Here is a 21,417-nt window from a genome sequence, read left to right as displayed (position 1 = left end):
CACCATGTGCGCCCGAGCACCGGGTGACGACCGAGAGGTGGGGGCTGTGGATCCTGCAGTGTTCGACCACGAGGGACCGTGGACCGAGGACGTGTTCCTGGACCTTCCGCACGACGGCCATGTCGAGGTGGTGGACGGCACCCTGTTCATCGGGCCGATTGCCACCGAGCAGCGCGCCGACGTGGTGAGCCGGGTGCGGGAGGCCGTCGAGTCGGCGTTGCCCGACGGGTTGCAGGTACGGGGGCAGGTACCGCTGCGCCTCGGCCCGGACTGCGTGCTGGTGCCCGACCTGGTGGTCACCGCCGCCGCTACGGAGAGTAAGAGCAAGGATGCCGACGGGGTGCTCGAAGCCGCGGCGGCTCTGATGGTGATCGAGGTGGTCGGACGGGACCACGGCATCGCCGACCGCTCGTTCAAGCCGCAGCTCTACGCCCGCAGCCGCATCCCGTACTCGCTGCTGATCGACCACGACGGCCCCACAGCGGTGGCCGACATGATCATCGGTGGCCGGTACCACGAGTACGCGCGGGCCGGGGCGGGGGAGCAGCTGCGCATCGAGGAGCCGTTCGTCCTCGAGCTCGACCTGGTGGCCGTGGCCGGGCTGGACGAGGGGCCGGAGGCTCGCGCCGGCGCGTAGCCACCGGGTGGCGGGGGCCGCTCGGACGACCACCACTCCAGCGACAACAGGCATGACACCGGGTCCGGCGGCCTACCCTCCACCCATGGGGACATCCGTCCGTGAGGCCTTCCGTGTCGTGCCCGCCGGGCCAGGCCTCTCGGGGATCGACCCCCGCGGCCGCCCGCTCGGCCCGAAGGACAAGAGCGCTGCCGCGGAGAGCACGGTCGATCTCGGTGAGCGTCTCGACGGCCTGCAGGAAGCCCTCTATGCGGAGGCGACCGCCGGGGGCAGGCGCGCGCTCCTGCTCGTGCTGCAGGGAATGGACACGTCCGGCAAGGGCGGCACGATCCGCCACGTCGGTGGGCTGGTCAACCCGCAGGGCCTGCACATCGCGTCGTTCAAGAAGCCCACGCCCGAGGAGCTCGAACACCACTTCCTCTGGCGGATCCGCCGGGAGGTGCCCCGTCCGGGCTTCATCGGCGTGTTCGACCGCTCGCACTACGAGGACGTCCTCGTTCCGCGCGTCGAGGGCGTGATCACCGAGGACGCCCTGCGCGAACGCTACGACGAGATCAACGCGTTCGAGGCCGAGCTCGCCGGTCAGGGGGTCACGGTCATGAAGTGCATGCTGCACATCTCGCCGCAGGAGCAGGCCGAGCGGTTGCTCGCCCGGCTGGACGACCCCACGAAGCGCTGGAAGTACAACCCCGGCGACCTCGTCTCCCGTGCGAAGTGGGGCGACTACCAGCAGGCCTACACCGACGCGCTGCACCACTGCGACTCCGACGCCGCGCCCTGGTACGTCGTGCCGTCGGATCGCAAGTGGTACCGCAACTGGGCGGTCGCCGCGCTGCTGGCCGAGACCCTCGCCGAGATGGACCCGCAGTTCCCCCAGCCCAACATCGACATCGACGCCGAGCGGGCCCGCCTCGCAGCGAGCAAGGTCTCCTGACCGTCGGAGCCGGGCTCGCGAGTGCCGCGATCGGGGGCGTGAGCACCCGCGCGATCGTCCTGCCCGAGCTGTTCAGCCGACGAGTGCGCGTCCGATGATCTCCTTCATGATCTCGTTGGTGCCGCCGTAGATCGCCTGCACGCGCGAATCGACGAACGCCTTGGCGATCGGGTATTCGAGCATGTAGCCGTAGCCGCCGTGCAGCTGCACGCAGCGGTCCACCACGCGCTTCTGCACGTCGCTGGCCCACCATTTGGCCTTCGCGGCGTCCTGCACCGTCAGGCGCCCGGCCACGTGCTCGGTGATGCAGCGGTCGACGAAGACCTGCGCGACGGTCACCTCGGTGTCCATCTCGGCCAGCTCGAAGCGGGTGTTCTGGAAGTTCGCGACCGGCCGGCCGAAGGCGGTGCGCTCCTTGGTGTAGTCGAGCGTCAGCTCCAGGGCGCGCGCCGCGCCCGCGACGCTGCCCACGGCGATCGAGAGCCGCTCCTGCGCCAGGTTCTGCATGAGGGACACGAATCCGCTCCCCGGTGCGCCCAGGACGTTCGCCGCGGGCACCCGTACGTCGGTGAACGACAGCTCGGCGGTGTCCTGCGCCTTCAGCCCGACCTTCTCCAGCCGCCTGCCGCGCTCGAAGCCGGGCATCCCCCGCTCCACGACGAGCAGGCTGAACCCGCGGCTCCCGGCGTCCGGGTCGGTGCGCGCGACGACGATCACCAGGTCGGAGAGGATGCCGTTGGTGATGAAGGTCTTCGAGCCGTTGAGCACCCAGTCGTCGCCCTCGCGGCGGGCGTGGGTCTGGATGCCCTGGAGGTCGGATCCCGCTCCCGGCTCGGTCATCGCGATCGCGGTGATGATCTCGCCGGAGCAGAACCCGGGCAGCCAGCGCTTCTTCTGGTCCTCGTCGGCCAGACGCAACAGGTACGGCGCGACGACGTCGTTCTGCAGCGGGAAGCCGATGCCGGTCGCACCCGCCCTGGTGAGCTCCTCGAGCAGCACGGCGTTGTACCGGAAGTCGGGCACCCCGCCGCCGCCGTACTCCTCGGGCACGTCCGTGCCGAGAAGCCCGGCGCGGCCCGCCGCCAGCCACACGTCCCGGCTGACCTGACCGTCACGCTCCCACTGGTCGTGGAACGGCGTGATCTCCTTCGCGATGAAGGTGCGCGCCAGGGAGCGGAAGGCATCGTGTTCGGCATCGAAGATGTCGCGCTGCATGGCGGGAGTGTCACACGATCGTCTCGACCCCGGCGTTAGCGCAGGGTTCTTCGCGGGAACCCGGGGGAGCGAGCCGCGGAGGTCACGGTCCACATCAGACCATGACCGGCCGGGTCGGAGGCCACTGTGGATTGGACGAACCGGACAACTTGTGTGCGCCTGGGCAACTCCTGTGACGAAAGCCCTATCTGAGCGGTTGGGCAGCATCCGTTCGCCGACTAGCGTCCCCGTCATGACCGTGGCCGGATCATCCGCCCCACCTGCGGTGTCACCTGAGGCGCACGCCGCTGCGGTGAAAGACCTCATCGGCAAGTACCGGGCACTGCCCCCGGGTGCCCGCGTGCGGCTCGGAAAGAAGTCGTCGAACCTGTTCCGGTTCGGCGCGGGAGCAGCAGCCGACACCACCCGGCTCGACACCTCAGCGCTGACCGGCGTGCTCGGCGTCGACGCGGAGTCCCGCACCGCCGAGGTGCAGGGTATGACCACCTACGAAGATCTCGTCTCCGCCACGCTGGCGCGCGGGATGATGCCGCTGGTCGTGCCGCAGCTGAAGACGATCACGCTGGGTGGCGCGGTCACGGGGCTGGGCATCGAGTCCACATCGTTCCGCCATGGCCTTCCGCACGAGTCCGTGCTCGAAATGGACATCCTCACTCCCGGTGGCGAGATCGTCACGGCCACGCCGAACGGTGAGCACGCCGACCTCTTCCAGGGCTTTCCCAACTCCTACGGCACGCTCGGCTACGCGCTGCGACTGAAGATCGAGCTGCAACCGGTGGCCCCGTACGTGCGGATCGAGCACCGGCGCGTGGCATCGTCCGATCTGGCCTCGGTGATCACCGAACTGTGCGATCCCGACGCCGCGGGCGGTCCCGATTTCGTCGACGGCACCGTCTTCACACCGGGAGAGCAGTACCTCACCGTCGGTAGGTTCACCGACGACCCGGGGCCGGGGCCGAGTGACTACACAGGACAGCAGATCTTCTACCGGTCGATCCGCGAGCGCACTGTCGACCATCTGACGGCGCACGACTACATCTGGCGCTGGGACACCGACTGGTTCTGGTGCTCGCGGGCCTTCGGAGTGCAGCACCCGCTGGTGCGCCGGGCGTGGCCTCGGCGCTACCGCCGCTCCGACGTCTACCGCAGGATCGTGGCCTACGACCGGCGCATCGGGTTCAGCAGCCTGGCGCACCGGCTCACCCGCACGCCGCAGGAGGAGCCGGTCATCCAGGACGTCGAGATCCCGGTGGAGCGGCTCGCGGAGTTCCTCGACGCCTTCCACACCGATGTCGGGATCACGCCGGTGTGGCTCTGCCCGCTACGGTTGCGCGGGAAGCAGCGTTGGCCGCTGTATCCCATGGAGCCGGGCGAGCTCTATGTCAATGTCGGGTTCTGGTCCACCGTCCCGGAGGTTCCCGGGCGGCCGGACGCGCACAACCGGCGCGTGGAGGAACTCGTCGCCGACCTCGGCGGACACAAGTCGCTGTACTCCACAGTGCACTACGACGAGGGTGAGTTCTGGAAGCACTACAACGGGCCCGCCTACCGTGCGCTCAAGAAGCGCTACGACCCGCACGGCCGGCTGCCCGACCTTTTCTCCAAGGTCACCGGTTCAGGGAGGGCATGATGCAGGTCGCTGAAATCATCTCGGACGTCCTCGGCCAGGACGTGCCGATTCGGGTCGTGGCGTACGACGGCAGCAAGGCCGGACCGGACAGCTCCGACGTCGCCCTGCGCATCCTCACGCCGCGGGCGCTCGCCCGGCTCGTCACGGCACCGGGGACGCTGGGGCTCGCCAGGGCCTACGTCACAGGTGAGATCGAGGTCGACGGTGACGTCTACGAAGTGCTCGACGCGATGGCCGACCTCACGCTGCACGACCTGACGCGCGCCGAGCAGGTGCGACTGGCCCGGCGTCTGCTGCCGCTCTGGCTCCGGCACCGCCAGCCGCCGCCCCCTCTCGAGTACCGGCCGCCGGGTCGCCTGCACTCCAAGGCGCGGGACCGGAAGGCGATCTCGCACCACTACGACGTCTCCAACCGGTTCTACGAGTGGGTGCTCGGCCCGTCGATGGCCTACACCTGCGCGGTCTTCCCCACGGCGTCAGCCACCCTGGAGGAGGCGCAGGCCGCCAAGCACGAGCTGGTGGCGCAGAAGCTCGGTCTGCAGCCCGGCATGCGGCTGCTGGACGTGGGCTGCGGATGGGGCGGGATGGTCATGCACGCCGCCGCCGAGCACGGCGTCAAGGCTCTGGGTGTGACGCTCTCCCGCAACCAGGCCGAGTGGGCCCAGGCCGAGATCGTCCGGCGTGGCCTCAGTGATCTCGCCGAGGTGCGCCACCTCGACTACCGCGACGCGCCGGAGTCCGAGTTCGACGCGATCAGCTCGATCGGGCTCACCGAGCACATCGGCAAGGACCAGCTGCCGAACTACTTCCGGTCCCTGTACGAGCGGCTCCGCCCGGGCGGGCGGCTGCTCAACCACTGCATCACCCAGCCGCGCACCCCGCTGACCCGCAGGCTCGACCCGTTCATCGCCCGCTACGTCTTCCCGGACGGGCAGCTGGAGCCGGTCGGGCACCTCATCTCCGTGATGAACGACTCGGGCTTCGAGGTCCGGCACGAGGAGAACCTGCGCGAGCACTACGCCCTCACGCTCGCCGGGTGGTGCGCCAACCTCGAAGCGCACTGGGACGAGGCCGTGGCCGAGGTCGGTGTCGGGCGGGCCCGGGTGTGGCGGCTCTACATGGCCGCGTCCCGGCTCGGGTTCGAGCGCGACAACATCCAGCTGCACCAGGTGCTCGGGGTGAAACTGCTCGATCAGGGACGGTCCGGCTTCCCGCTCCGGGGCTGGTAACCGCTCCCCTCGTTCGTGTGCGGGCATGCGTGCTGCAGCACCCATGCCCTTACACGATCGTGCTGGTCGGAGACAATGAACACCGTGCCGGATCGTCTCTCACCGCTCGACGCGTCGTTCCTCTTCGCGGAGCATCGCACCGCAGCGATGCACGTCGGCGCCGTGATGACGTTCGAGCCGCCGGAGCACGGGCGGTTCGACGCCGATGCGTTCACCGAGCTCATCGGCAGCAGGCTCGCGCTCGTCCCGCGTTATCGCCAGAAGGTGCGGGACGTGCCGGGCCGGCTCGGGCTGCCCGTGTGGGTGGACGATCCGGATTTCGACCTCGGCTTCCACGTGCGACGGTCGGCGCTGCCCGCCCCGGGCACCGAGGACGTGCTGCGCGATCTCGTCGGCAGACTGCTGGCGCGCCAGCTCGACCGCTCCCGTCCGCTCTGGGAGGTCTACCTCGTGGAGGGTCTGGCCGACGGACGCTTCGCCGTGGTCACCAAGACCCACCACGCCATGGTCGACGGGCTGGCGTCGATGGACATCGGGGCCGCGCTGCTCGATCTCACCCCGCAGCCACGCGAGAGCCCGCCCGACGACTGGTGCCCCGCGCCGGAGCCGTCGGCGCTGGAGCTCGCGGCGATGGCCGCGGCACACTCGCTGCGCCGCCCGCGCGCCGCGCTCGACGTCGCCGGCCGGGCGGTGGCCGACGTGCGGGAGGCCGCCTCGGCGGTCGGGCGCACGGTGGAGGCGGTGGTCGCCGCAGGGCGCAGCGCGGCGGCGACACGCCCGGTACAGCCCCTGAACGGCGCCACCGGTGAGCAACGCCGCTACGGCATGGAACGCACCACGCTGGCCGACCATCGGGCCGTCCGCAAGGCGTTCGGCGGCACCGTCAACGATGTGGTGCTCGCGGTGGTCGCAGGCGGGCTGCGCCGCTGGCTGATCAGTCGCGGGGAGCCGTTGACCGCCGACACCAGCGTCCGCGCGATGGTGCCCGTGAGTGTCCGGGCCCGCAGCCGCAGCGAAGGCTCGGGCAACAGCATCTCCGCCTACCTCGTGGACCTCCCGGTCGCCGAGCCCTACCCGCTGGCCCGCCTCATGGCCGTGCGGGACGCCATGGAGATCCACAAGCGCAGCGGCCAGGCCGTCGGCGCGTCCACGCTGGTCGGGCTCGTGGGCCTCGCCCCGCCGATCCTGCACAGCCTCGGTGCCCGGCTGGCCAGCCAGTTCTCCAGCCGCCTCTACAACGTGCTGGTCACCAACGTCCCCGGCCCGCCTCGCCCGCTCTACGCGATGGGCGCGCGGATGCTCGACATGTACCCGGTGGTGCCCCTCGCAGGCGGCCAGGCCGTCGCGATCGGGGTCACCTCCTACGACGGCGGCGTCCACTACGGCCTCACCGCCGACCGCGACGCGATGCCCGACGTCGACGTGCTCGCCGCGGCGATGGGCGACTCGCTGGCCGAACTGGCCGACCTGGCCTGACGCGGCCCCCCGTGCGTGAATTGCACCGTTCCGGCCCATCGGACCGGCCCGCGGGGGTCACAAAATCGCAAATGGACTAGCCCGATGCTCCGCTCGGCGGAGCGACGCGCCATCCTTTCGTGGTGCAGATCGAGGTGCGGCCGCTCCTCCAGGCCGAACTGGACGATGCGGACGGCATCCTGCGTGACGCGTTCGGCACCCTCCTCGGCATCGACATGAACGACGACACCGAGGTGTTCCGCACGCGTTTCCGCGCTCAGCACACCGTCGCGCTCGCCGGCCTGGTCGACGGCGTGCTGGTCGGCTCCACGCTGGTGACGCTGTGGGGCAGCGTGGGTTTCCTCGGGCCGTTGTCGGTGACGCCGCGCATGTGGAACAGCGGTGTGGGCACGCGGCTCGTCGGGGCGGCCACGGAGTTGCTCGACGCGCGGGGCGCCACCCACCAGGGCCTGTTCACGTTCCCGCAGAGCCCGATGCACCACTGGCTCTACCACAAGTTCGGGTTCTGGCCGCGGTATCTCACGGTGATCATGTCGCGCCCGGTGGGCGGGGAAGAGCCCGTGCTGGGCTGGCGTATGTCGGCTGCGGCGCCCGCGAGCCGTCAGGCGCTGCTGGACGCCTGCGCCGCCGTGACCGACTCGATCCACCCTGGGCTCGACGTCCGCGGAGAGATCACGGCCGTGCTCGACCAGGGTCTCGGCGAGGTCGTGCTCGTCGGCGCGCCCGACGCGCCGAGCGGGTTCGCCGTCTGCCATTCCGGAGCGGGCACGGAGGCGGGCAGCGGCACGGTCTACGTGAAGTTCGCCGCCGTACGGCCCGGTCCGCACACCGCCGCCGTGTTCGCCGCACTGCTCGGCGCCTGCCAGGGCTTCGCCGCGGGTGCCGGTGCTCGCCGGCTCACCGTGGGGGTGAACACCGCTCGCCACGAGGCCCACCGGCATCTCCTCGGCGCCGGATTCCGCGTCGACACGGCGGGCGTCTCCATGCACCGCCCCAACGAGCCTGCCTACGACCGCGCGGACATCTACGTTCTCGACGACTGGCGCTGAGCGCCCGCGCACCGAACGAGCGGCACTCTCGTCCGATAGGTCTGGGTGGACGTGTCGTTCGTCCGGAGTGGGCGGCTCAGCCCAGGCGTAGCGCCGCCCGTGCCGCCGCCACGGCCTGCCCGGCGTAGCCGCGGCCGAACAGCACCACGTGCACGAGCAGCGGGAAGAGCTGGTGAAGCGGCACTCGTTCGCGCCATCCCGCGGCGAGCGGCGCCGCCTCGTCGTACGCGCGCAGCACGGTGTCGAGCTGCGGGCAGCCGAACAGCGCGAGCATCGCGAGGTCGGTCTCGCGGTGCCCGCCGTGGGCGGCGGGGTCGATCAGCCATGCGCCGCCGGGCGACCACAGGACGTTGCCCGACCACAGGTCGCCGTGCAGCCGGGCGGGTGGCTCTGCCGGACCGGCGAGCGCGGGGAGCCGGTCGCACACCCGCTCGATGACCGCGGCCTCTTCCCCTGTCAGCTCCCCGGCGTCCGACGCTGCACGCAGATAGGGCAGCACGCGGTCGGCCGCGTACCACTCCGGCCAGCTCGGGGACGGCTCGTTGCGCATCGGTGCCCGCCCGATCCAGGCCGCGGAGGGCCCATCGGGCGGCGCGGCGCCGAAAGCAGGGGCCCCGCTGCCGTGCAGGTGGGCGAGGCTGCGGCCGAACGCCGCCGCGGCGCCGGCGCCGGGTGAGCCGCGCGGGACGAACTCCGTGACGAGCCGTTGCCGGTCGACGTCCAGCACGGCGGGCACGGATGTCCCGCCCGGCACCCGCAGCCAACGCAGCCCGGCCGCCTCGGCGGCGAGGGAGCTCTCCTCCGCGTTCTTGACGACGACGGTGCGCCCGTCGGCGAGTTCCGCGCGCACGGCCCCGCCACCGAGCGGTGTGCTGGTGCGCACCACGACGCCGAGGACGTTCACACCCGACTCCGCACCCAATCCAGCATTCCCGGCATGGCCGCCCGGATCATGGTGAGGACCTCGGTGAACCCGTCGGCGTTGCCGTAGTAGGGATCCGGCACCTCGGCCCCGGCGGGCGCGGCGGGGTCGAACGAACGCAGCAGCCGCACCCGCTCGGGCTCGCGGACCATCGACTGCAATGCGCGGCGGTGGGACTCGTCGAGCGCGACGAGCAGGTCGGCCGAGAGCAGCTCGGCGTCCACCTGACGGGCCGTGTGCTCGTCGGGGTAGCCCTCGGCGCGCAGCAACGCCGCGGCGCGTTCGTCGGCGGGTGATCCGATGTGCCAGCTGCCGGTGCCCGCGCTGCCGACCTCCACGGCGTGCGCCAGGCCGGCGCGCTGCAACTCGTGAACGAACACCTTCTCGGCGATGGGGGAGCGGCAGATGTTGCCGGTGCAGACGAAGACCACACGCAGCGGGCTCTTGGCAACGCTCATAGGACGAGTCTGGCCGGGCGACATCCTGGCCGTCCTCGCAGGGGCGCTGTCGTCCTCGCAGACCGCCCGGCGTCTGCGAGAAGACCGAAGACTCTGCGAGGAAGGGACGAAGCGGCCCGTAGGCTGCTGTGATGGATCACGCGCCGGATGGCCTCGCTGCGGATGGTGTCGCAGCGGATGGTGTCGCAGCCTTGCGTCACCACGGCGACGTCGACGCCGAACCCGGCCTGCTCGACTTCGCCGTGAACGTCCAGGGCACCGGACCGCCTGCGTGGTTGCGTGACCGGATCGCGGCGACGCTGGACGGGCTGGGCCGCTACCCCGCGGCCGCACACGACGCCCTCGCCCGCGAGTCCGTCGCGGCGCGGCACGGGCGCAGTCCTGACGACGTGCTGGTCCTCGCGGGCAGCGCGGAGGGGTTCGCCCTGTTGCCGGCCCTGCGCCCTCGGTTGGCAGCGGTGCTGCACCCGGGGTTCACCGAGCCCGAGGCCGTGCTGAGGGCTGCGGGAGTGCCGGTCGTGCGGGTCCTGACCAGCGAATACGACGGCCATCGGCTGCATCCCGGCGACGTCCCGGCCGAGGCCGATCTCGTCGTGGTCGGCAACCCCACCAACCCAACCGGCGTGCTGCATCCGGCCGCTGACGTCCGGGCCATGGCGGCGCCGGACCGGGTGCTGCTGGTGGACGAGGCGTTCGCCGACGCGATCCCGGGGGAACCGGAGTCCCTCGCTGGTGAGGCGGACGTCCCCGGGCTGCTCGTGTTCCGCAGCCTCACCAAGACCTGGGCGCTCGCGGGGCTGCGCGCCGGATACGCGCTCGGCGAGCCCGGCCTGCTGGCCCGGCTCGCCGCGCCCCGACCTCCGTGGCCCGTCTCGACGCCCGCGCTCGAGGCCGTGATCGCTTGTGCGGGCCCGGAGGCCGTCGCCGAGTCCCAGCGGGCCGCGGAACGGCTGGTCGCCGCCCGCGCCGAGCAGGCTGCTGCGCTCGCCGCTGTTCCGGGGGTCACGGTGCTGCCGGGCCGCGCGCCCTATCTGCTGCTGCGACTGCCCGAGGGAAGAGGGGAACGGGTGCGCGCCGTGCTGCGTGAGGCTGGTGTCGCGGTGCGTCGCGGGGATACCTTCCCGGGTCTCGGGCCGGACCACGTCCGTGTCGCGGTGCGTCCCGCGGCGCAGGTCGCCCGGCTCGCCGCCGCCCTGGCCGATGCGCTCATGGAGGTCGGCGCATGACCGCAACAGTCGCCGATGTGATCGCCGCGTTGGAGACCGCGTACCCGCCGTCGCTGGCGGCCGACTGGGACGCGGTCGGCCTTGTCTGCGGTGACCCCGCCGATCCCGTGTCGTCGGTGCTCTTCGCCGTGGACCCGGTGCCCGAGACGGTCGCCGAGGCGCTCGACGGCGACGAGGGCGGCGCCCAGATGCTCGTCACCCACCATCCGTTGCTGCTTCGTGGCGTGCACGGCGTAGGCGCGGACACCCCGAAGGGGGCGCTGCTGCACCGGCTGATCCGTTCGGGCACCGCGCTGTACACCGCGCACACGAACGCCGACTCCGCCGACCCCGGCGTCTCGGACGCGCTGGCCGCAGCGATCGGCCTGGAGGTCACGGGTCCGCTGGTCGGTGCCCCGGCCGAGCCGCTCGACAAGATCGTCACCTTCATCCCGGTGGGTCCGGCGATCACCGAGGTGCACGAGGCACTGTCCGCGGCGGGCGCGGGACTGGTCGGCAACTACAGCCACTGCTCCTTCGCCACGGCCGGCACGGGACAGTTCCGGCCCCTCGAGGGCGCCCAGCCGACGATCGGGTCGGTCGGCAAGCTGGAACGGGTAGCCGAGACGAAGCTCGAGATGGTGCTCCCGCGCAGCCGACGGGCGACCGTCGTCGCCGCGCTGCGAGCGTCGCATCCGTACGAGGAACCCGCGTTCGACGTGCTCGAGCTCGCCGACCTGCCCTCGGCGCTCGGCCTCGGCCGGATCGGCACGCTGCCGGCGGCGGAGTCGCTCGCGACGTTCGCCGAACGCGTGGCCGCGGCGCTCCCGGCCACGGCGTGGGGCGTGCGCGCCGCGGGAGATCCCGATCGCGTGATCGAGCGGGTCGCGGTCTGCGGCGGGGCGGGGGATTCCGCACTGGACGCCGCGATCCGCGCGGGCGTCGATGCCTACGTCACCGCCGACCTGCGCCACCATCCGGCGTCGGAGCACCTGCTGGCCGGCACGCTCGCGGGCCGCCCGACGCCGGCGCTCGTCGACGTCGCCCACTGGGCGTCGGAGTGGCCCTGGTGTTTGCAGGCGGCGGACATCGTCGGTAAATCGCTTGGCGGTAGCGTCGAGGTCCGCGTTTCGCACCACTGCACCGATCCCTGGTCGGTGGCGCCCCTGACCGGGAGGCAATGACAAATGGATGGGATGGATGTGATGGCCGCGTGAAGGCCGACCCTGCCGTCCAACGCCGGCTGCTGGATCTCGCCGAGATCGACGCCGAGCTGACGAGGCTCGCACACCGGCGCCGCAACCTGCCGGAGCACACCGAGCTGACCGACGCCGAGACGGCGGTCCGCACGGCCAAGGACAAGCTGGTCGAGGTGGAGACCGCCGCGGGCGACCTCGACCGCGACATCCGCCGCATCGAGCGTGACGTCGACGGCGTCCGCGCGCGCACCGAGCGCGACAACCAGATGCTCACCGGCGCCGGGATCGGAGCCAAGCAGGCCAACGACCTGCAGCACGAGCTGGAGACCCTGGCCCGGCGCCAGAGCGTCCTGGAGGACGAGCAGCTCGAGATCATGGAGCAGCGCGAGGCCATCGGCGCCGACGTCGACCACTCGCGTGCGGCGCTGGCCTCGGCGGAGCAGAAGCTCTCGGAGATCACCGAGCGGCGCGACTCGGCAATCTCCGACATCGACGCCGCGGAGACCGGGCGGCGCCGGGCCCGCGACGAGGCGCTCCCCGGCATCCCCGCCGAGTTGCTCGCCGCGTACGACAAGCGCCGCGAGCAGCGGGGCGTCGGCGCGGCGCTGCTGCTGCAGCGGCGCTGCCAGGCGTGCCGGTTGGAGCTGGACCGCACCGCCATCTCGGAGCTGCGGGCTGCGCCCGACGACCAGGTGGTGCACTGCGAGGAGTGCGGCGTGATCCTCGTCCGGACGAAGGAATCGGGTCTGTGAAGCTGATCGTCGAGGCCGACGGCGGTTCGCGCGGCAACCCCGGTCCCGCGGGCTACGGCGCGGTGGTACTCGATTCGGCCACCGAGGAGGTGCTCGCCGAGTGCTCGGAGGGGCTCGGGGTCACCACCAACAACGTCGCCGAGTACAAGGGCCTCATCGCCGGGCTGAGGGCGGCGATCGAGCTCGGCGCCACCGAGGTGGATGTCCGGATGGACTCGAAGCTGGTCGTCGAGCAGATGTCAGGGCGCTGGCAGGTCAAGCATCCGGCGATGAAGCCGCTGGCGCTCGAGGCGGGGCGGCTCGTACACGAGGTCGGCTCGGTCCGGTTCGGCTGGATCCCCCGTTCCCGCAACACCCGGGCCGACACGCTGGCCAACAAGGCAATGGACGCGCAAGCGGCCCGGTTGACGGGACCGTGAGCGAGCCCGCTCCCGGCGTCGCCACAGCTCCGGCGTCGGCTTCGTGGACGGGGCAGGTCGGCGCCCCGTCGCGGCTTCTGCTCCTGCGGCACGGACAGACCGCCCTGTCCGTGCAGCGCCGCTACTCCGGGCACGGCGACCCCGAGCTCACCGAGCTCGGCCTGCGGCAGGCCGCTGCGGCCGCTGTCCGGCTCGGCGCACTGCCCGACGTCGCCGCCGTGCTCAGCTCGCCTTTGCTACGCGCCCGGCAGACCGCGGCCGACGTCGCCGAGGCGACGGGTGCGCCACTCGTCGTCCGGCCGGGGTTGATCGAGACCGACTTCGGGGCCTGGGAGGGCCTGACGTTCGCCGAGGCCCGGGAGCGCGACCCCGAGCTGCACGCGTCGTGGCTCGGCTCCGAGGACGTGGCACCACCCGGCGGGGAGAGCTTCGCCGCGGTCGGCAGGCGGATCACGGAGGAGCAGGCCGCCGTGGTGGAGGAGTTCCCGGGCTCCACGGTGGTGGTGGTCAGCCACGTGACGCCGATCAAGATGCTGCTGCGCCATGCCCTGCAGGGCGGCCCGAGCATCCTCTACCGCCTGCATCTCGACCTGGCCGCCCTGTCCATCGTGGACTTCTACCCGGACGGCGGCGCCAGCGTCCGGCTGGTCAACGACACCAGCCACTACCCCCCGGGCTGATCACCGACGGTTTTCCGCTGCGGGTAGAATCGCTGCGCGGACGAGCTGGCCGGGCGGCCGCGTCGATGGCCTTCGGGCCACCGGCGAGGAAAGTCCGGACTCCGCAGGGCAGGGTGGTTGTCAACGGCAACCCGGGGCGACCCGCGGGACAGTGCCACAGAGAACAGACCGCCTCGGCCCGGACCCACGTCCGGGAACGAGGTAAGGGTGAAACGGTGGTGTAAGAGACCACCAGCACCCCGGGTGACCGGGGTGGCTCGGTAAACCCCACCCGGAGCAAGGTCAAGAGGCTCTCCGTCTTCGGACGGGGAACTGCGCAGGCGTTCGAGGACGGCCCGTCCGAGCTTGCGGGTAGACCGCTAGAGCCTGTCGGCGACGGCAGGTCCAGATGGATGGTCGCCGAACGGTGCGCCGCAAGGCGCCCGGGAACAGGATCCGGCTTACAGGCCAGCTCGTCCCACTTACCCGGTCTGAGCTGCGGAAACGCGGCTCAAGATCGCTAGAATGGCACACAGATGGCACAAGGACCCGCGATCTTGATGTAGCAAGATCAGTTAAGTGGTGCGCGCATCCACCATGGTCGATCTCCGCTCGTAATCGCGAATGACCGCTATCAAAGGGGAGCGGTCGGGCGTCGGTCCAGAAGATTCGCGCGCCTGGAATGACGGTGGGCGGGCAGCACGGCTCTGACGGGTTGGTGGTCTCCCGTTGGGCCTGGCGACGGGCCGGTCGCACTCGCGGCGAGGAGATGGGTGGCGGAGCCGCAGTACACGTGGGCGTCGGACTAGGAGCCCGCCTACCGCGAACTTTCGCTGGGGCGAAGCGTCATTCTCTACATCGAGAGGAGCGTGTTCAGGATCCGTGCGGCCTCGGCCATGGTGGCCGGTGCGAAGCGGATCAGGTCGGCCTCGCCTAGTTCGTGAATGCTTCTCAGCGCGCTGTGCCTGCCGTAGAGGGGAGTGCCGTCTCGGCCGGTGCCCGTCCACAGCTTGGCGGCTGGGTAGACGACGGAAGAGACAGTGGCGGTGAGTGCGCGCAATGCCGGGTCGCCGGGAGTCCAGAGCTTGCCGGTCTCGTTCTCGTAGGCGAAGACGATCCCGTTGCCTGTGCGCCAATCGGACATCTTGACGTTGTCACGACCGAGCGCGCCGTGCCGGACCAGGTTGGGGTGGTCGTTGAGGTGCTCTCGGATCGCTGCGTGCAGACCGATGGGCCCGACGGTGACTCGTGCGGCGGTAGGGCGCGGCCGTGGGGGCGCGGAGCCGGGAGTCCTGGCGGTGTCGGCGGACGCGCTGGGCGGGCAGACGCCGAGAGCGAGGCGAACACCAGCGGTGGCGTCGGCACGCTTGCGATGGGGCTCGTCGCTGATCCATGTGCGGAAGTGGTTCTCCGACAGGCGCGACGGGTGTTGGAGAAACGTCCAGACCACTCCAGCGGCGTGCACAGTGGTGGCATTGACGGCGCGAAACGTGGTCGGGTGTATGTCCCGGAGCCGAGCCGTGACCGCGGTGACGTAGCTGTCGGTTAGCCCGAGCAGTACGACGAGACGAAGCCGCGGATTGGGATGGATCAGCCAGCGCTGCATGCAGTTGCGCACCCACCGGTCAGCCGGTGTCGATCGCATTGCCCGCCCGAGTGGGGATCCGGAGCTCTTACCGTCGACAGTGCTGAGGCTGCACCGGACGAGCGAGGCGAACCCGAAGTACTCCTCGCTGGCAGTGAACCGGCTGTCGAAATCGGTGGTTCCCACCGGCACACCGACTTTGGTGAGAATGGCGCTGAGCCGGTCACGGATCCCCGCGAAGGCGACCGCATCGAAGTGGCCAGTCAAGGCCTGCCATTGGGTACGACCCTTGGATTGCCCGAGGACGAGGACGACGGGGTCAGGTGCACCCCAGTAGCCCGGGTCGTTGACGCGCCGAAATCCGTCAGTGTTGATTGCGTTGATGGCTGAATCGTGGCCGATGAAGCAGAGACGGCAGCTCAGCGGACCGTGCTGGATGGTGGTCATTGCGGGGTGGTCGCCCCCTTCGCGTCGTCTCTGACGGCTGTGCACGGTGGTCGTCGGACACTGGCGCGTCCGCGAGAGCTCTGACCGACCGCGGACCAAGCCGTGATCACCGAGGATGCCGCGACCATGTTAAGCCACGTGCAGGTGGGCGGGCGTTACTCAGTGGATTTGGTCGAGGCCGGGTTGTCCTGCGCGTGATCGACTCATGGCCGGGCCGCCGCGGGTCGGCCGTCCGTCCGCGGCGCGGCCGCCGGATGTGGCGTGGTCCGTGCCGGCGTGGTCGGTCGGAGGACGGCGTCGATCGCAGCGCGCGTGCGGTCCTAGGAGTCCGGCCACAGGTGAGCGTAGGTGTCGAGCGTCTCCGCCCCGGGACGCCACCCCCGCCGCAGTCGTAAGCGGAGCAATCTCCTTCGGCTGCTTCCTCGGGAGCTTCGCGCACCCGCACGGACGCTTTGACACGCCGATCCGAATTGCCACCGCGAAGATCGCGGCAAGAATGCCGGTCACCCAAACCTATGAGTGGGATCGTGTATATGAGTCGCTCTATCAGGGCCTCTGACTGAGAAGACCCCGTCACTCAAGAAATCTACCAGCGGGCCAAAGCTGCGTCGATGTTCGCCAGGGCAAGGTTGTTTCTCCACGGACCACAGCTTGCCGACTATCGCCCGGAACTCGGCTCGCGGTTCCTCGTTCAGTTAGGCGTACTCGGGCTCGGGGTGGGGTATCGGCACGACGAGGAGTGGGTGCCCTGTCGAGGCCACTGCATTGGCGTCGGCGACGAAGAAGAAGTAAGGGGCGCCCGTGTATGGTTCCGAGAGAAAACGGTGGCCAGAAAATCGTCCTCCGATGGAGCCCTGATGCCTGCGCAGAGGGCTTCCCGCGATCGCTCGTCTACTGAAGTCGGTGCGTATGAGAAGCGCGCACCCGGAAGGTAGCAGCGGGCGCGGTGCAGCAGGGTCACCGGGCGGCGGACCGCCGGTGAGACGCTCGGCAGATCATGACGTGGCCGTGCTCTCGGTGTTCGCCGACTTGACGCTGAGAACCGTGTGGAGGTAGTCGGCGATCGCGTCTCTGTTGCGGGTCAGGAACTCGATGCGTTCGGACAGCCGGGCTTGTTCGCGTTGCATTGTGGCGATCATTTCGGGTGTCACGTAGGGGACGTAGATGGTGTGCGGCTTGTCCAGGCACGGCAGGAGCTGCTGAATGATGCGGGTAGGTAGTCCGGCATCGAGCAGTCCCTTGATCTGCAGCACGGCGTCTACGTGTGACTCTCCGTACTCACGGTAACCATTGGGAGCGCGGCTGGGTGTGATCAGCCCCTGCTCCTCGTAGTAGCGCAGTAGCCGACGGGATACGCCGGTCCGCGCCGCGAGGTCTCCGATTTTCATGTGTTCAAGCCTACACTTGACCCTCACATCAGTGTGAGTGTTCAGGCTCGCTGGTGGACCGAGAACAGCCGAGATCTGCACTCTGCCTGGAAAGCGGGTGTATGTCTCAGGCTCGGCTCAGTTCCGGCGGCGCCACGACAATCACGACATCGGAGGTTTCACATGAAGCTCGGCCTTCGTCTTCCCCAGAGATTGGGAGTCGACCTGCAACACGACCTGGTCGAGGCAGCCAGAACGGCCGAAGCGGCCGGATACGCCAGTTTGTGGACGTACGAACAGCTGCTGTTCGCGGAGACGCCCGTCGAACCCTATGCCCCGCCGAACGTGCCGTGGCCGGAAAGCGGGCGGCAGACCGCCGACCCCCTGGCGGTCCTCACGGCAGCGGCGGTGGCGACCGAAAGGGTGCGCCTCGGTACGGCCGTTCTGATCGCTGCCCTCCACACGCCCGTCCAGCTTGCGAAAGCACTGGCCACGGTCGATCAGATCAGCGGCGGCCGCATCGTCGCAGGTATGGGCGCCGGCTGGTCCACCGACGTACTCCAGGCCACTGGCGCCACCCGAGCGGATCGCGGCGGCTTCCTCGACGAGACGCTGGACGTCTTCGATGCCGTGTGGGGGCCCGACCCCGTGACCTTCCGGAGTCCTCGCGTCATCATCAACAACGCCTCGATCCTGCCCAAGCCCGCCTCGAAAATCCCCGTGATGCTCGGCGGCGGTGGCAGCAACCTGGGCCGTAGCACCAGTTCCAAGGCCGTGCAGCGCATCGCCCAGCGGGCAGACGGCTGGCTGCCGCTACTTACCACCACCGGGCCGGCCGGAGCCGCAGAACTGCGCGCAAGCTGGGACCGTATTCGGGGAATGGCTTCTGAGTACGGCCGGGACACGAGCCGGATGGAGATGGTGGTGGTGGGAAACGTCACCTTCACCGACCGTCCGGCAGGGCCTGACCGGTCGGCTTTCGTCGGCACTCTCGACCAGATCATGGACGACATCCACACGGCCGCAGAAGCGGGCGCAGACGAGCTCATCGTGGATCTGAATCTGCAGGACTGGTTCACCAGCACTCGGCAGATGCTCGAGACAGCGGTGGAGATCCGCGAAAGGGTCGCAGCCGCATGACCGATGTCGCCATCGCCGTAGACGGCGGGCAGTACTCGGGAGGCTGCCGGACTGAGCAGGGGGAACCCGCCTAGCCCTCGCCCTGGCTGACGTCGGTGGTCCAGGCCGGCGCCGCGGCCCACGGCATGACCCGCTGCTGGGCCGGCGCGTACGGGGTCGGGTTCTCTTGCATGCTCCGGTCCATCGGCACGAACAGGCGCCCGAAGGCTCCCATGTCGGAGGTGAGGTCCCTGCGGTTGAACAGCTCCGTCAACTCCCGCCCCAGGTGCTTGGTGTCGCTGCGGCTGGCGAGGAAGTAGTTGAGGACGGGAACCATGTTGTCGGCGTGCCGGGCCACCCGCTCGCGGGAACCGCGGCCCAGGTCCTTGTTGCCTGCAACGTCCCTATCGGCGTGAGTAATAGCGCTCACCATTCTGGCGAGACTCGATAAAGGGGAATGTTGACAAGCGGCCGCAACGCTGCCATGGCGTATCCCGTCCCGCGCCTCGATCAGCTCGTCCGGTCACGTGCCGGCAGAGGGCCAGGGGCCGCAACGGCCCGGTGGATGCGCAGCAGCGCCGGGACGTCCTCAGGGGGCCTGCGGCCGAAGCCGCACTCCGTCGCCACGCCGAACGCGTCGAGGTACCGGCTCGCGGCGCGGATTCGCTCGCGCGTGCCTTCCGCGCCGTCGGTCAGGTGGACGAGTCCCAGATAGAGCTCGGTCTCCGGATGCAGCTGCAGACCGGTGAGCGGCGCGAAGTACTCATCGTCGGTGCGGTCGCGCGGCACCGGGAGGTGCAGCCAATTGATCGGTCGGGCCACGACCTCCGCGATTGCGTTGGCGAGGGCGACAGCGATGCCGGTGTCCTTCGGCTGCACGAAGTGGCGGTGCTGCGCGTCCCCGTAGCACAGGTGGAAGCCGAGCTCCGCCTCGTCGGGAACGGCAGCCGCCAGCCGCGCGAGCCGCGCGACGGTCTCCACCCGGGGATCCCCGTCGAAGAATGGCTGGAAGAAGCCCTCCCACGTCCCGATCTCGTGGGGGGCATCCCACTGGACCGCCAGATCCTCGTGTGGGACGGCCGCAGCGATCGTCGCGAGCTCGGTCAAAATCGCCGCCTCGTACGCCGGCTCCAACGCGGCACGGTGGTCGGCCTCGATGAACCGGTTGATCGGCGCCAACGGCGTCGGCATCGCCACCATGAAGCGCCAGTGGCGAGGGACGAAGCCTGCGTCCCTGGCGGCTCGGAACTCCGCGTACGAACGCAGCGCATGACTCGCGTAGCCCAGCGCGCCGAACCGTAGCTGGGCCGGGTCGACGCCCGGCCGTGGGAAGAAGCGGGTGCGCAACCACGACCCGTACTCCCCGTCGGCACCGGTCGCCTCGGTCTCCACGAGGCCGGGCTGGCTCCTGAAGACCGACGCTTGCCAGTCGATCCAGCCACTGCGAACACCGGTCTCCCCATCGGAGACGCGCCGGAGGTGCTCAGGTAGAACCTCGCCGGCGGCAAGGAACACCGCAGCGGCGCTCTGCAGCGGAACACTTCCGACCAGGTGAGCTCCCCGGGCCCGGCTTCCTTGCGGAGAAAGCTCTGGCATCGGTGAAGGCTTGGGCATCGTGACGACTCCTTATTCGGGGTCCCGTTAGGGTTCTCAGCTTCGGCCCGCGAATTCCGATCGGTCTGGTGCTGCTTCTACTCGTGCTCGGGCCGACGTTCTCGGTCGGCGAGTTCGCCGCGAACCTCCAGTCACCACGGCGACGATGCGTTCGAGCAGGTCAAGCCGGTCCTCAGCTTGCCGGCGGCCACGTTGCACGGCCACGCCGAGCCCGAACGAACAGCTTTCGACTCCGGCCACGCGGGGCAGGGAGCAGCGGGCGGACCGGTTTCGTTTCATAACGCTGACGATGCGTTCTATGCGTGCTCCGAGAATTGGCCCGAAATCGCCGCACCTGATGACTCCGGGTCTGCGATGCCGATCTCTGTATCGGTGCAGTGGTCGACGGTCGCCGTGCGGCGATCCCCGAGCGCTGCCCGAGGTGCCGGGATGCCTCACGAGAGCCGTTCGCGCAGGTCGCCGATCGTTTTCGGGCGGGAACAGACGTTCGATACGGGCACTGGACCGAGGGGGTGAGATGCGGCCGAGTTTCTTGTTCTGTAACGCCCAGGATGGAAGATGGCCAGATGCTGTTCATCGGGCCTTGTGACGACGAGCCTGCGGACGGGCACGAGGGTTACGTGGCGGGTCGGTACCGCAACGGAACGTACAGCGACAGCTGGACGGATGTCGCGCGGTGCGCAGAGCAGACATTCACGGCATACGCGCCTGCCTGCAAGTGTGGATGGCGTGGCCCCGCTCAGGAGGCCACTGACGTCGGTTATGCGGCGTGTCAGCGCGTCCTGCTCCGTGATCACCTCAAGCTTCTTGATGGAGGCCGCCCGGTCCTGGGCAAGATCGACAGACCGATCCGGGTGGCCGACTTCCTGCCCTGAAACCTCGGAGAGCAGCGTCGCGTCAGAGATCGCTGGGGAGTCCGCCGCGACAGAGGTCGAGGACGTCGTTCGTCGCTTCGAGGGCTTCGATGACTTTCGGGCTGGGAGCGGTGAACAGCCGGTGGTAGTCGCGTTCGCCGAGTTCCGGGCGGACCGGCCAGGCCAGGCGTTCTTCGCCGAGTGAGAACTGGGCGTCGATGCCGGGCTTGTTGCCACGGGCGTCTTGCCGGTGCCAACTCCCGTCGAGGAACACGGCGACAAGCCCGTGCAGCATGAAGGTGGCTCCGTCGTCGGTCAGCCGCTGGTAGCAGAAACCGGTGGGTATGCCCTGGGATCGAAGGATGGCGGCCAACAGGTGGGACTTGGCGAAGCAGAGGCCGGTGCCGTGGGCGAGCGTGTCCGATGCACTGATGGACATGCGGGTGTCCTGCACGTCCCACGAGTGCCGGATGTTGTCACGCACGTGCTCGAAGGCGGCTCGGGCGAAGTCCACGTCGTCCGTGTGGCGCGAGCGGAGGCCGCTCGCGAGCTCGCTGATTGCGGGCCGGCCGAAGTCGACGACCGCGTCCTGGCCCAGGTAGGCCTCCGGGGCGTCCGAGTCCACTGTCACCGGCGGATGGTAGGCA

18 protein-coding genes, 1 other RNA gene and 1 pseudogene are annotated in these 21,417 nt (G+C 69.9%); 12 read left to right on the top strand and 8 right to left on the bottom strand.

Features of this window, described 5'->3' with window-relative positions:
- Positions 1-46: 46 nt before the first annotated feature.
- Entirely contained in the window at positions 47-637 is a 591-nt protein-coding gene (locus ABD743_RS22590; protein WP_344724141.1) for a Uma2 family endonuclease, read from the top strand.
- Positions 638-722: 85 nt separating this feature from the next.
- A complete protein-coding gene (locus ABD743_RS22585; RefSeq protein WP_344724140.1) occupies positions 723-1,571 on the top strand; it encodes a PPK2 family polyphosphate kinase in 849 nt (282 codons plus the stop codon).
- 72 nt (positions 1,572-1,643) lie between these two features.
- Here the strand turns inward: ABD743_RS22585 and ABD743_RS22580 are convergent, their stop codons facing one another.
- Positions 1,644-2,786 (bottom strand): acyl-CoA dehydrogenase family protein, encoded by a 1,143-nt coding sequence (locus ABD743_RS22580; protein ID WP_344724139.1) that lies wholly within the window; start codon positions 2,784-2,786, stop codon positions 1,644-1,646.
- 232 nt (positions 2,787-3,018) lie between these two features.
- On the opposite strand from ABD743_RS22580, the gene ABD743_RS22575 reads away from it, so the two are divergent.
- The 4 genes from ABD743_RS22575 (at position 3,019) to ABD743_RS22560 (ending at position 8,170) form a co-directional block, all read left to right on the top strand.
- The gene (locus ABD743_RS22575) at positions 3,019-4,416 is read left to right on the top strand and encodes an FAD-binding oxidoreductase (RefSeq protein ID WP_344724138.1); all 1,398 of its coding nucleotides are present in this window, start codon (positions 3,019-3,021) and stop codon (positions 4,414-4,416) included.
- Positions 4,416-5,645 (top strand): class I SAM-dependent methyltransferase, encoded by a 1,230-nt coding sequence (locus tag ABD743_RS22570; RefSeq protein WP_344724137.1) that lies wholly within the window; start codon positions 4,416-4,418, stop codon positions 5,643-5,645. Before ABD743_RS22575 ends, ABD743_RS22570 begins: the two co-directional genes overlap by 1 nt.
- 84 nt (positions 5,646-5,729) lie before the next feature.
- Positions 5,730-7,121, top strand: coding sequence for a WS/DGAT/MGAT family O-acyltransferase (locus tag ABD743_RS22565; protein ID WP_344724136.1), 1,392 nt, complete (start codon positions 5,730-5,732; stop codon positions 7,119-7,121).
- Between the two features lie 122 nt (positions 7,122-7,243).
- Positions 7,244-8,170 (top strand): GNAT family N-acetyltransferase, encoded by a 927-nt coding sequence (locus ABD743_RS22560; RefSeq protein ID WP_344724135.1) that lies wholly within the window; start codon positions 7,244-7,246, stop codon positions 8,168-8,170.
- A 76-nt stretch (positions 8,171-8,246) separates the two neighbouring features.
- On the opposite strand, the gene ABD743_RS22555 is transcribed toward ABD743_RS22560, so the two are convergent.
- Together ABD743_RS22555 and ABD743_RS22550 are read right to left on the bottom strand one after the other, a co-directional pair.
- Positions 8,247-9,074, bottom strand: a complete 828-nt coding sequence (locus ABD743_RS22555) for a fructosamine kinase family protein (RefSeq protein WP_379659263.1) — start codon at positions 9,072-9,074, stop codon at positions 8,247-8,249.
- Positions 9,071-9,550, bottom strand: coding sequence for a low molecular weight protein-tyrosine-phosphatase (locus ABD743_RS22550; protein WP_344724134.1), 480 nt, complete (start codon positions 9,548-9,550; stop codon positions 9,071-9,073). Before ABD743_RS22550 ends, ABD743_RS22555 begins: the two co-directional genes overlap by 4 nt.
- A 131-nt stretch (positions 9,551-9,681) precedes the next feature.
- Between ABD743_RS22550 and cobC the strand changes: the two genes are divergently transcribed.
- The 5 genes and pseudogenes from cobC to rnpB all read left to right on the top strand — a co-directional run bounded on the left by cobC (position 9,682) and on the right by rnpB (position 14,264).
- Positions 9,682-10,776 (top strand): Rv2231c family histidinol phosphate aminotransferase CobC, encoded by a 1,095-nt coding sequence (cobC, locus tag ABD743_RS22545; protein ID WP_344724133.1) that lies wholly within the window; start codon positions 9,682-9,684, stop codon positions 10,774-10,776.
- Entirely contained in the window at positions 10,773-11,939 is a 1,167-nt protein-coding gene (locus ABD743_RS22540) for a Nif3-like dinuclear metal center hexameric protein (RefSeq protein WP_344724132.1), read from the top strand. The genes cobC and ABD743_RS22540 overlap by 4 nt, the downstream gene beginning before the upstream one ends.
- 29 nt (positions 11,940-11,968) lie before the next feature.
- The gene (locus tag ABD743_RS22535) at positions 11,969-12,706 is read left to right on the top strand and encodes a zinc ribbon domain-containing protein (protein ID WP_344724131.1); all 738 of its coding nucleotides are present in this window, start codon (positions 11,969-11,971) and stop codon (positions 12,704-12,706) included.
- A 2-nt stretch (positions 12,707-12,708) separates the two neighbouring features.
- Positions 12,709-13,805 (top strand): annotated as a pseudogene (locus tag ABD743_RS22530) (bifunctional RNase H/acid phosphatase).
- 41 nt (positions 13,806-13,846) lie between these two features.
- An RNA gene (gene rnpB / locus ABD743_RS22525) (RNase P RNA component class A) lies at positions 13,847-14,264 on the top strand.
- A 373-nt stretch (positions 14,265-14,637) separates the two neighbouring features.
- On the opposite strand, the gene ABD743_RS22520 is transcribed toward rnpB, so the two are convergent.
- Together ABD743_RS22520 and ABD743_RS22515 are read right to left on the bottom strand one after the other, a co-directional pair.
- The gene (locus tag ABD743_RS22520) at positions 14,638-15,555 is read right to left on the bottom strand and encodes a hypothetical protein (protein ID WP_344724130.1); all 918 of its coding nucleotides are present in this window, start codon (positions 15,553-15,555) and stop codon (positions 14,638-14,640) included.
- 1,256 nt (positions 15,556-16,811) lie between these two features.
- Positions 16,812-17,204 carry a MerR family transcriptional regulator gene (locus ABD743_RS22515; protein ID WP_344724129.1) on the bottom strand — a complete coding sequence of 131 codons (393 nt, stop codon included), beginning with the start codon at positions 17,202-17,204 and terminating at the stop codon, positions 16,812-16,814.
- Positions 17,205-17,366: 162 nt separating this feature from the next.
- Here ABD743_RS22515 and ABD743_RS22510 point away from each other — a divergent pair, with 162 nt between their 5' ends.
- Positions 17,367-18,323, top strand: a complete 957-nt coding sequence (locus tag ABD743_RS22510) for a TIGR03619 family F420-dependent LLM class oxidoreductase (protein WP_344724128.1) — start codon at positions 17,367-17,369, stop codon at positions 18,321-18,323.
- A gap of 70 nt (positions 18,324-18,393) precedes the next feature.
- On the opposite strand, the gene ABD743_RS22505 is transcribed toward ABD743_RS22510, so the two are convergent.
- The 3 genes from ABD743_RS22505 to ABD743_RS22495 all read right to left on the bottom strand — a co-directional run bounded on the left by ABD743_RS22505 (position 18,394) and on the right by ABD743_RS22495 (position 21,401).
- Positions 18,394-18,735, bottom strand: a complete 342-nt coding sequence (locus ABD743_RS22505; RefSeq protein ID WP_344724127.1) for a hypothetical protein — start codon at positions 18,733-18,735, stop codon at positions 18,394-18,396.
- Between the two features lie 77 nt (positions 18,736-18,812).
- Positions 18,813-19,694, bottom strand: coding sequence for a uroporphyrinogen decarboxylase/cobalamine-independent methonine synthase family protein (locus ABD743_RS22500; RefSeq protein ID WP_344724126.1), 882 nt, complete (start codon positions 19,692-19,694; stop codon positions 18,813-18,815).
- A 1,119-nt stretch (positions 19,695-20,813) separates the two neighbouring features.
- A complete protein-coding gene (locus ABD743_RS22495; protein ID WP_344724125.1) occupies positions 20,814-21,401 on the bottom strand; it encodes a transglutaminase-like domain-containing protein in 588 nt (195 codons plus the stop codon).
- Positions 21,402-21,417 lie beyond the last annotated feature (16 nt).

Source organism: Pseudonocardia yunnanensis (assembly GCF_039534065.1).
GTDB classification, from domain to species: domain Bacteria; phylum Actinomycetota; class Actinomycetes; order Mycobacteriales; family Pseudonocardiaceae; genus Pseudonocardia; species Pseudonocardia yunnanensis.
The sequence above is the reverse complement of the archived record's forward strand: the minus strand, read 5'-3'. Positions and strand labels throughout refer to the sequence as shown.

What these genes read in the sequence shown, in the direction of transcription:
- ABD743_RS22585 (WP_344724140.1), top strand. Translation starts at nt 723, where the DNA reads ATGGGGACATCCGTCCGTGAGGCCTTCCGTGTCGTGCCCGCCGGGCCA.
- ABD743_RS22580 (WP_344724139.1), bottom strand. Translation starts at nt 2,786, where the DNA reads ATGCAGCGCGACATCTTCGATGCCGAACACGATGCCTTCCGCTCCCTG.
- ABD743_RS22575 (WP_344724138.1), top strand. Translation starts at nt 3,019, where the DNA reads ATGACCGTGGCCGGATCATCCGCCCCACCTGCGGTGTCACCTGAGGCG.
- ABD743_RS22570 (WP_344724137.1), top strand. Translation starts at nt 4,416, where the DNA reads ATGCAGGTCGCTGAAATCATCTCGGACGTCCTCGGCCAGGACGTGCCG.
- ABD743_RS22550 (WP_344724134.1), bottom strand. Translation starts at nt 9,550, where the DNA reads ATGAGCGTTGCCAAGAGCCCGCTGCGTGTGGTCTTCGTCTGCACCGGC.
- cobC (WP_344724133.1), top strand. Translation starts at nt 9,682, where the DNA reads ATGGATCACGCGCCGGATGGCCTCGCTGCGGATGGTGTCGCAGCGGAT.
- ABD743_RS22540 (WP_344724132.1), top strand. Translation starts at nt 10,773, where the DNA reads ATGACCGCAACAGTCGCCGATGTGATCGCCGCGTTGGAGACCGCGTAC.
- ABD743_RS22515 (WP_344724129.1), bottom strand. Translation starts at nt 17,204, where the DNA reads ATGAAAATCGGAGACCTCGCGGCGCGGACCGGCGTATCCCGTCGGCTA.
- ABD743_RS22510 (WP_344724128.1), top strand. Translation starts at nt 17,367, where the DNA reads ATGAAGCTCGGCCTTCGTCTTCCCCAGAGATTGGGAGTCGACCTGCAA.
- ABD743_RS22505 (WP_344724127.1), bottom strand. Translation starts at nt 18,735, where the DNA reads ATGGTGAGCGCTATTACTCACGCCGATAGGGACGTTGCAGGCAACAAG.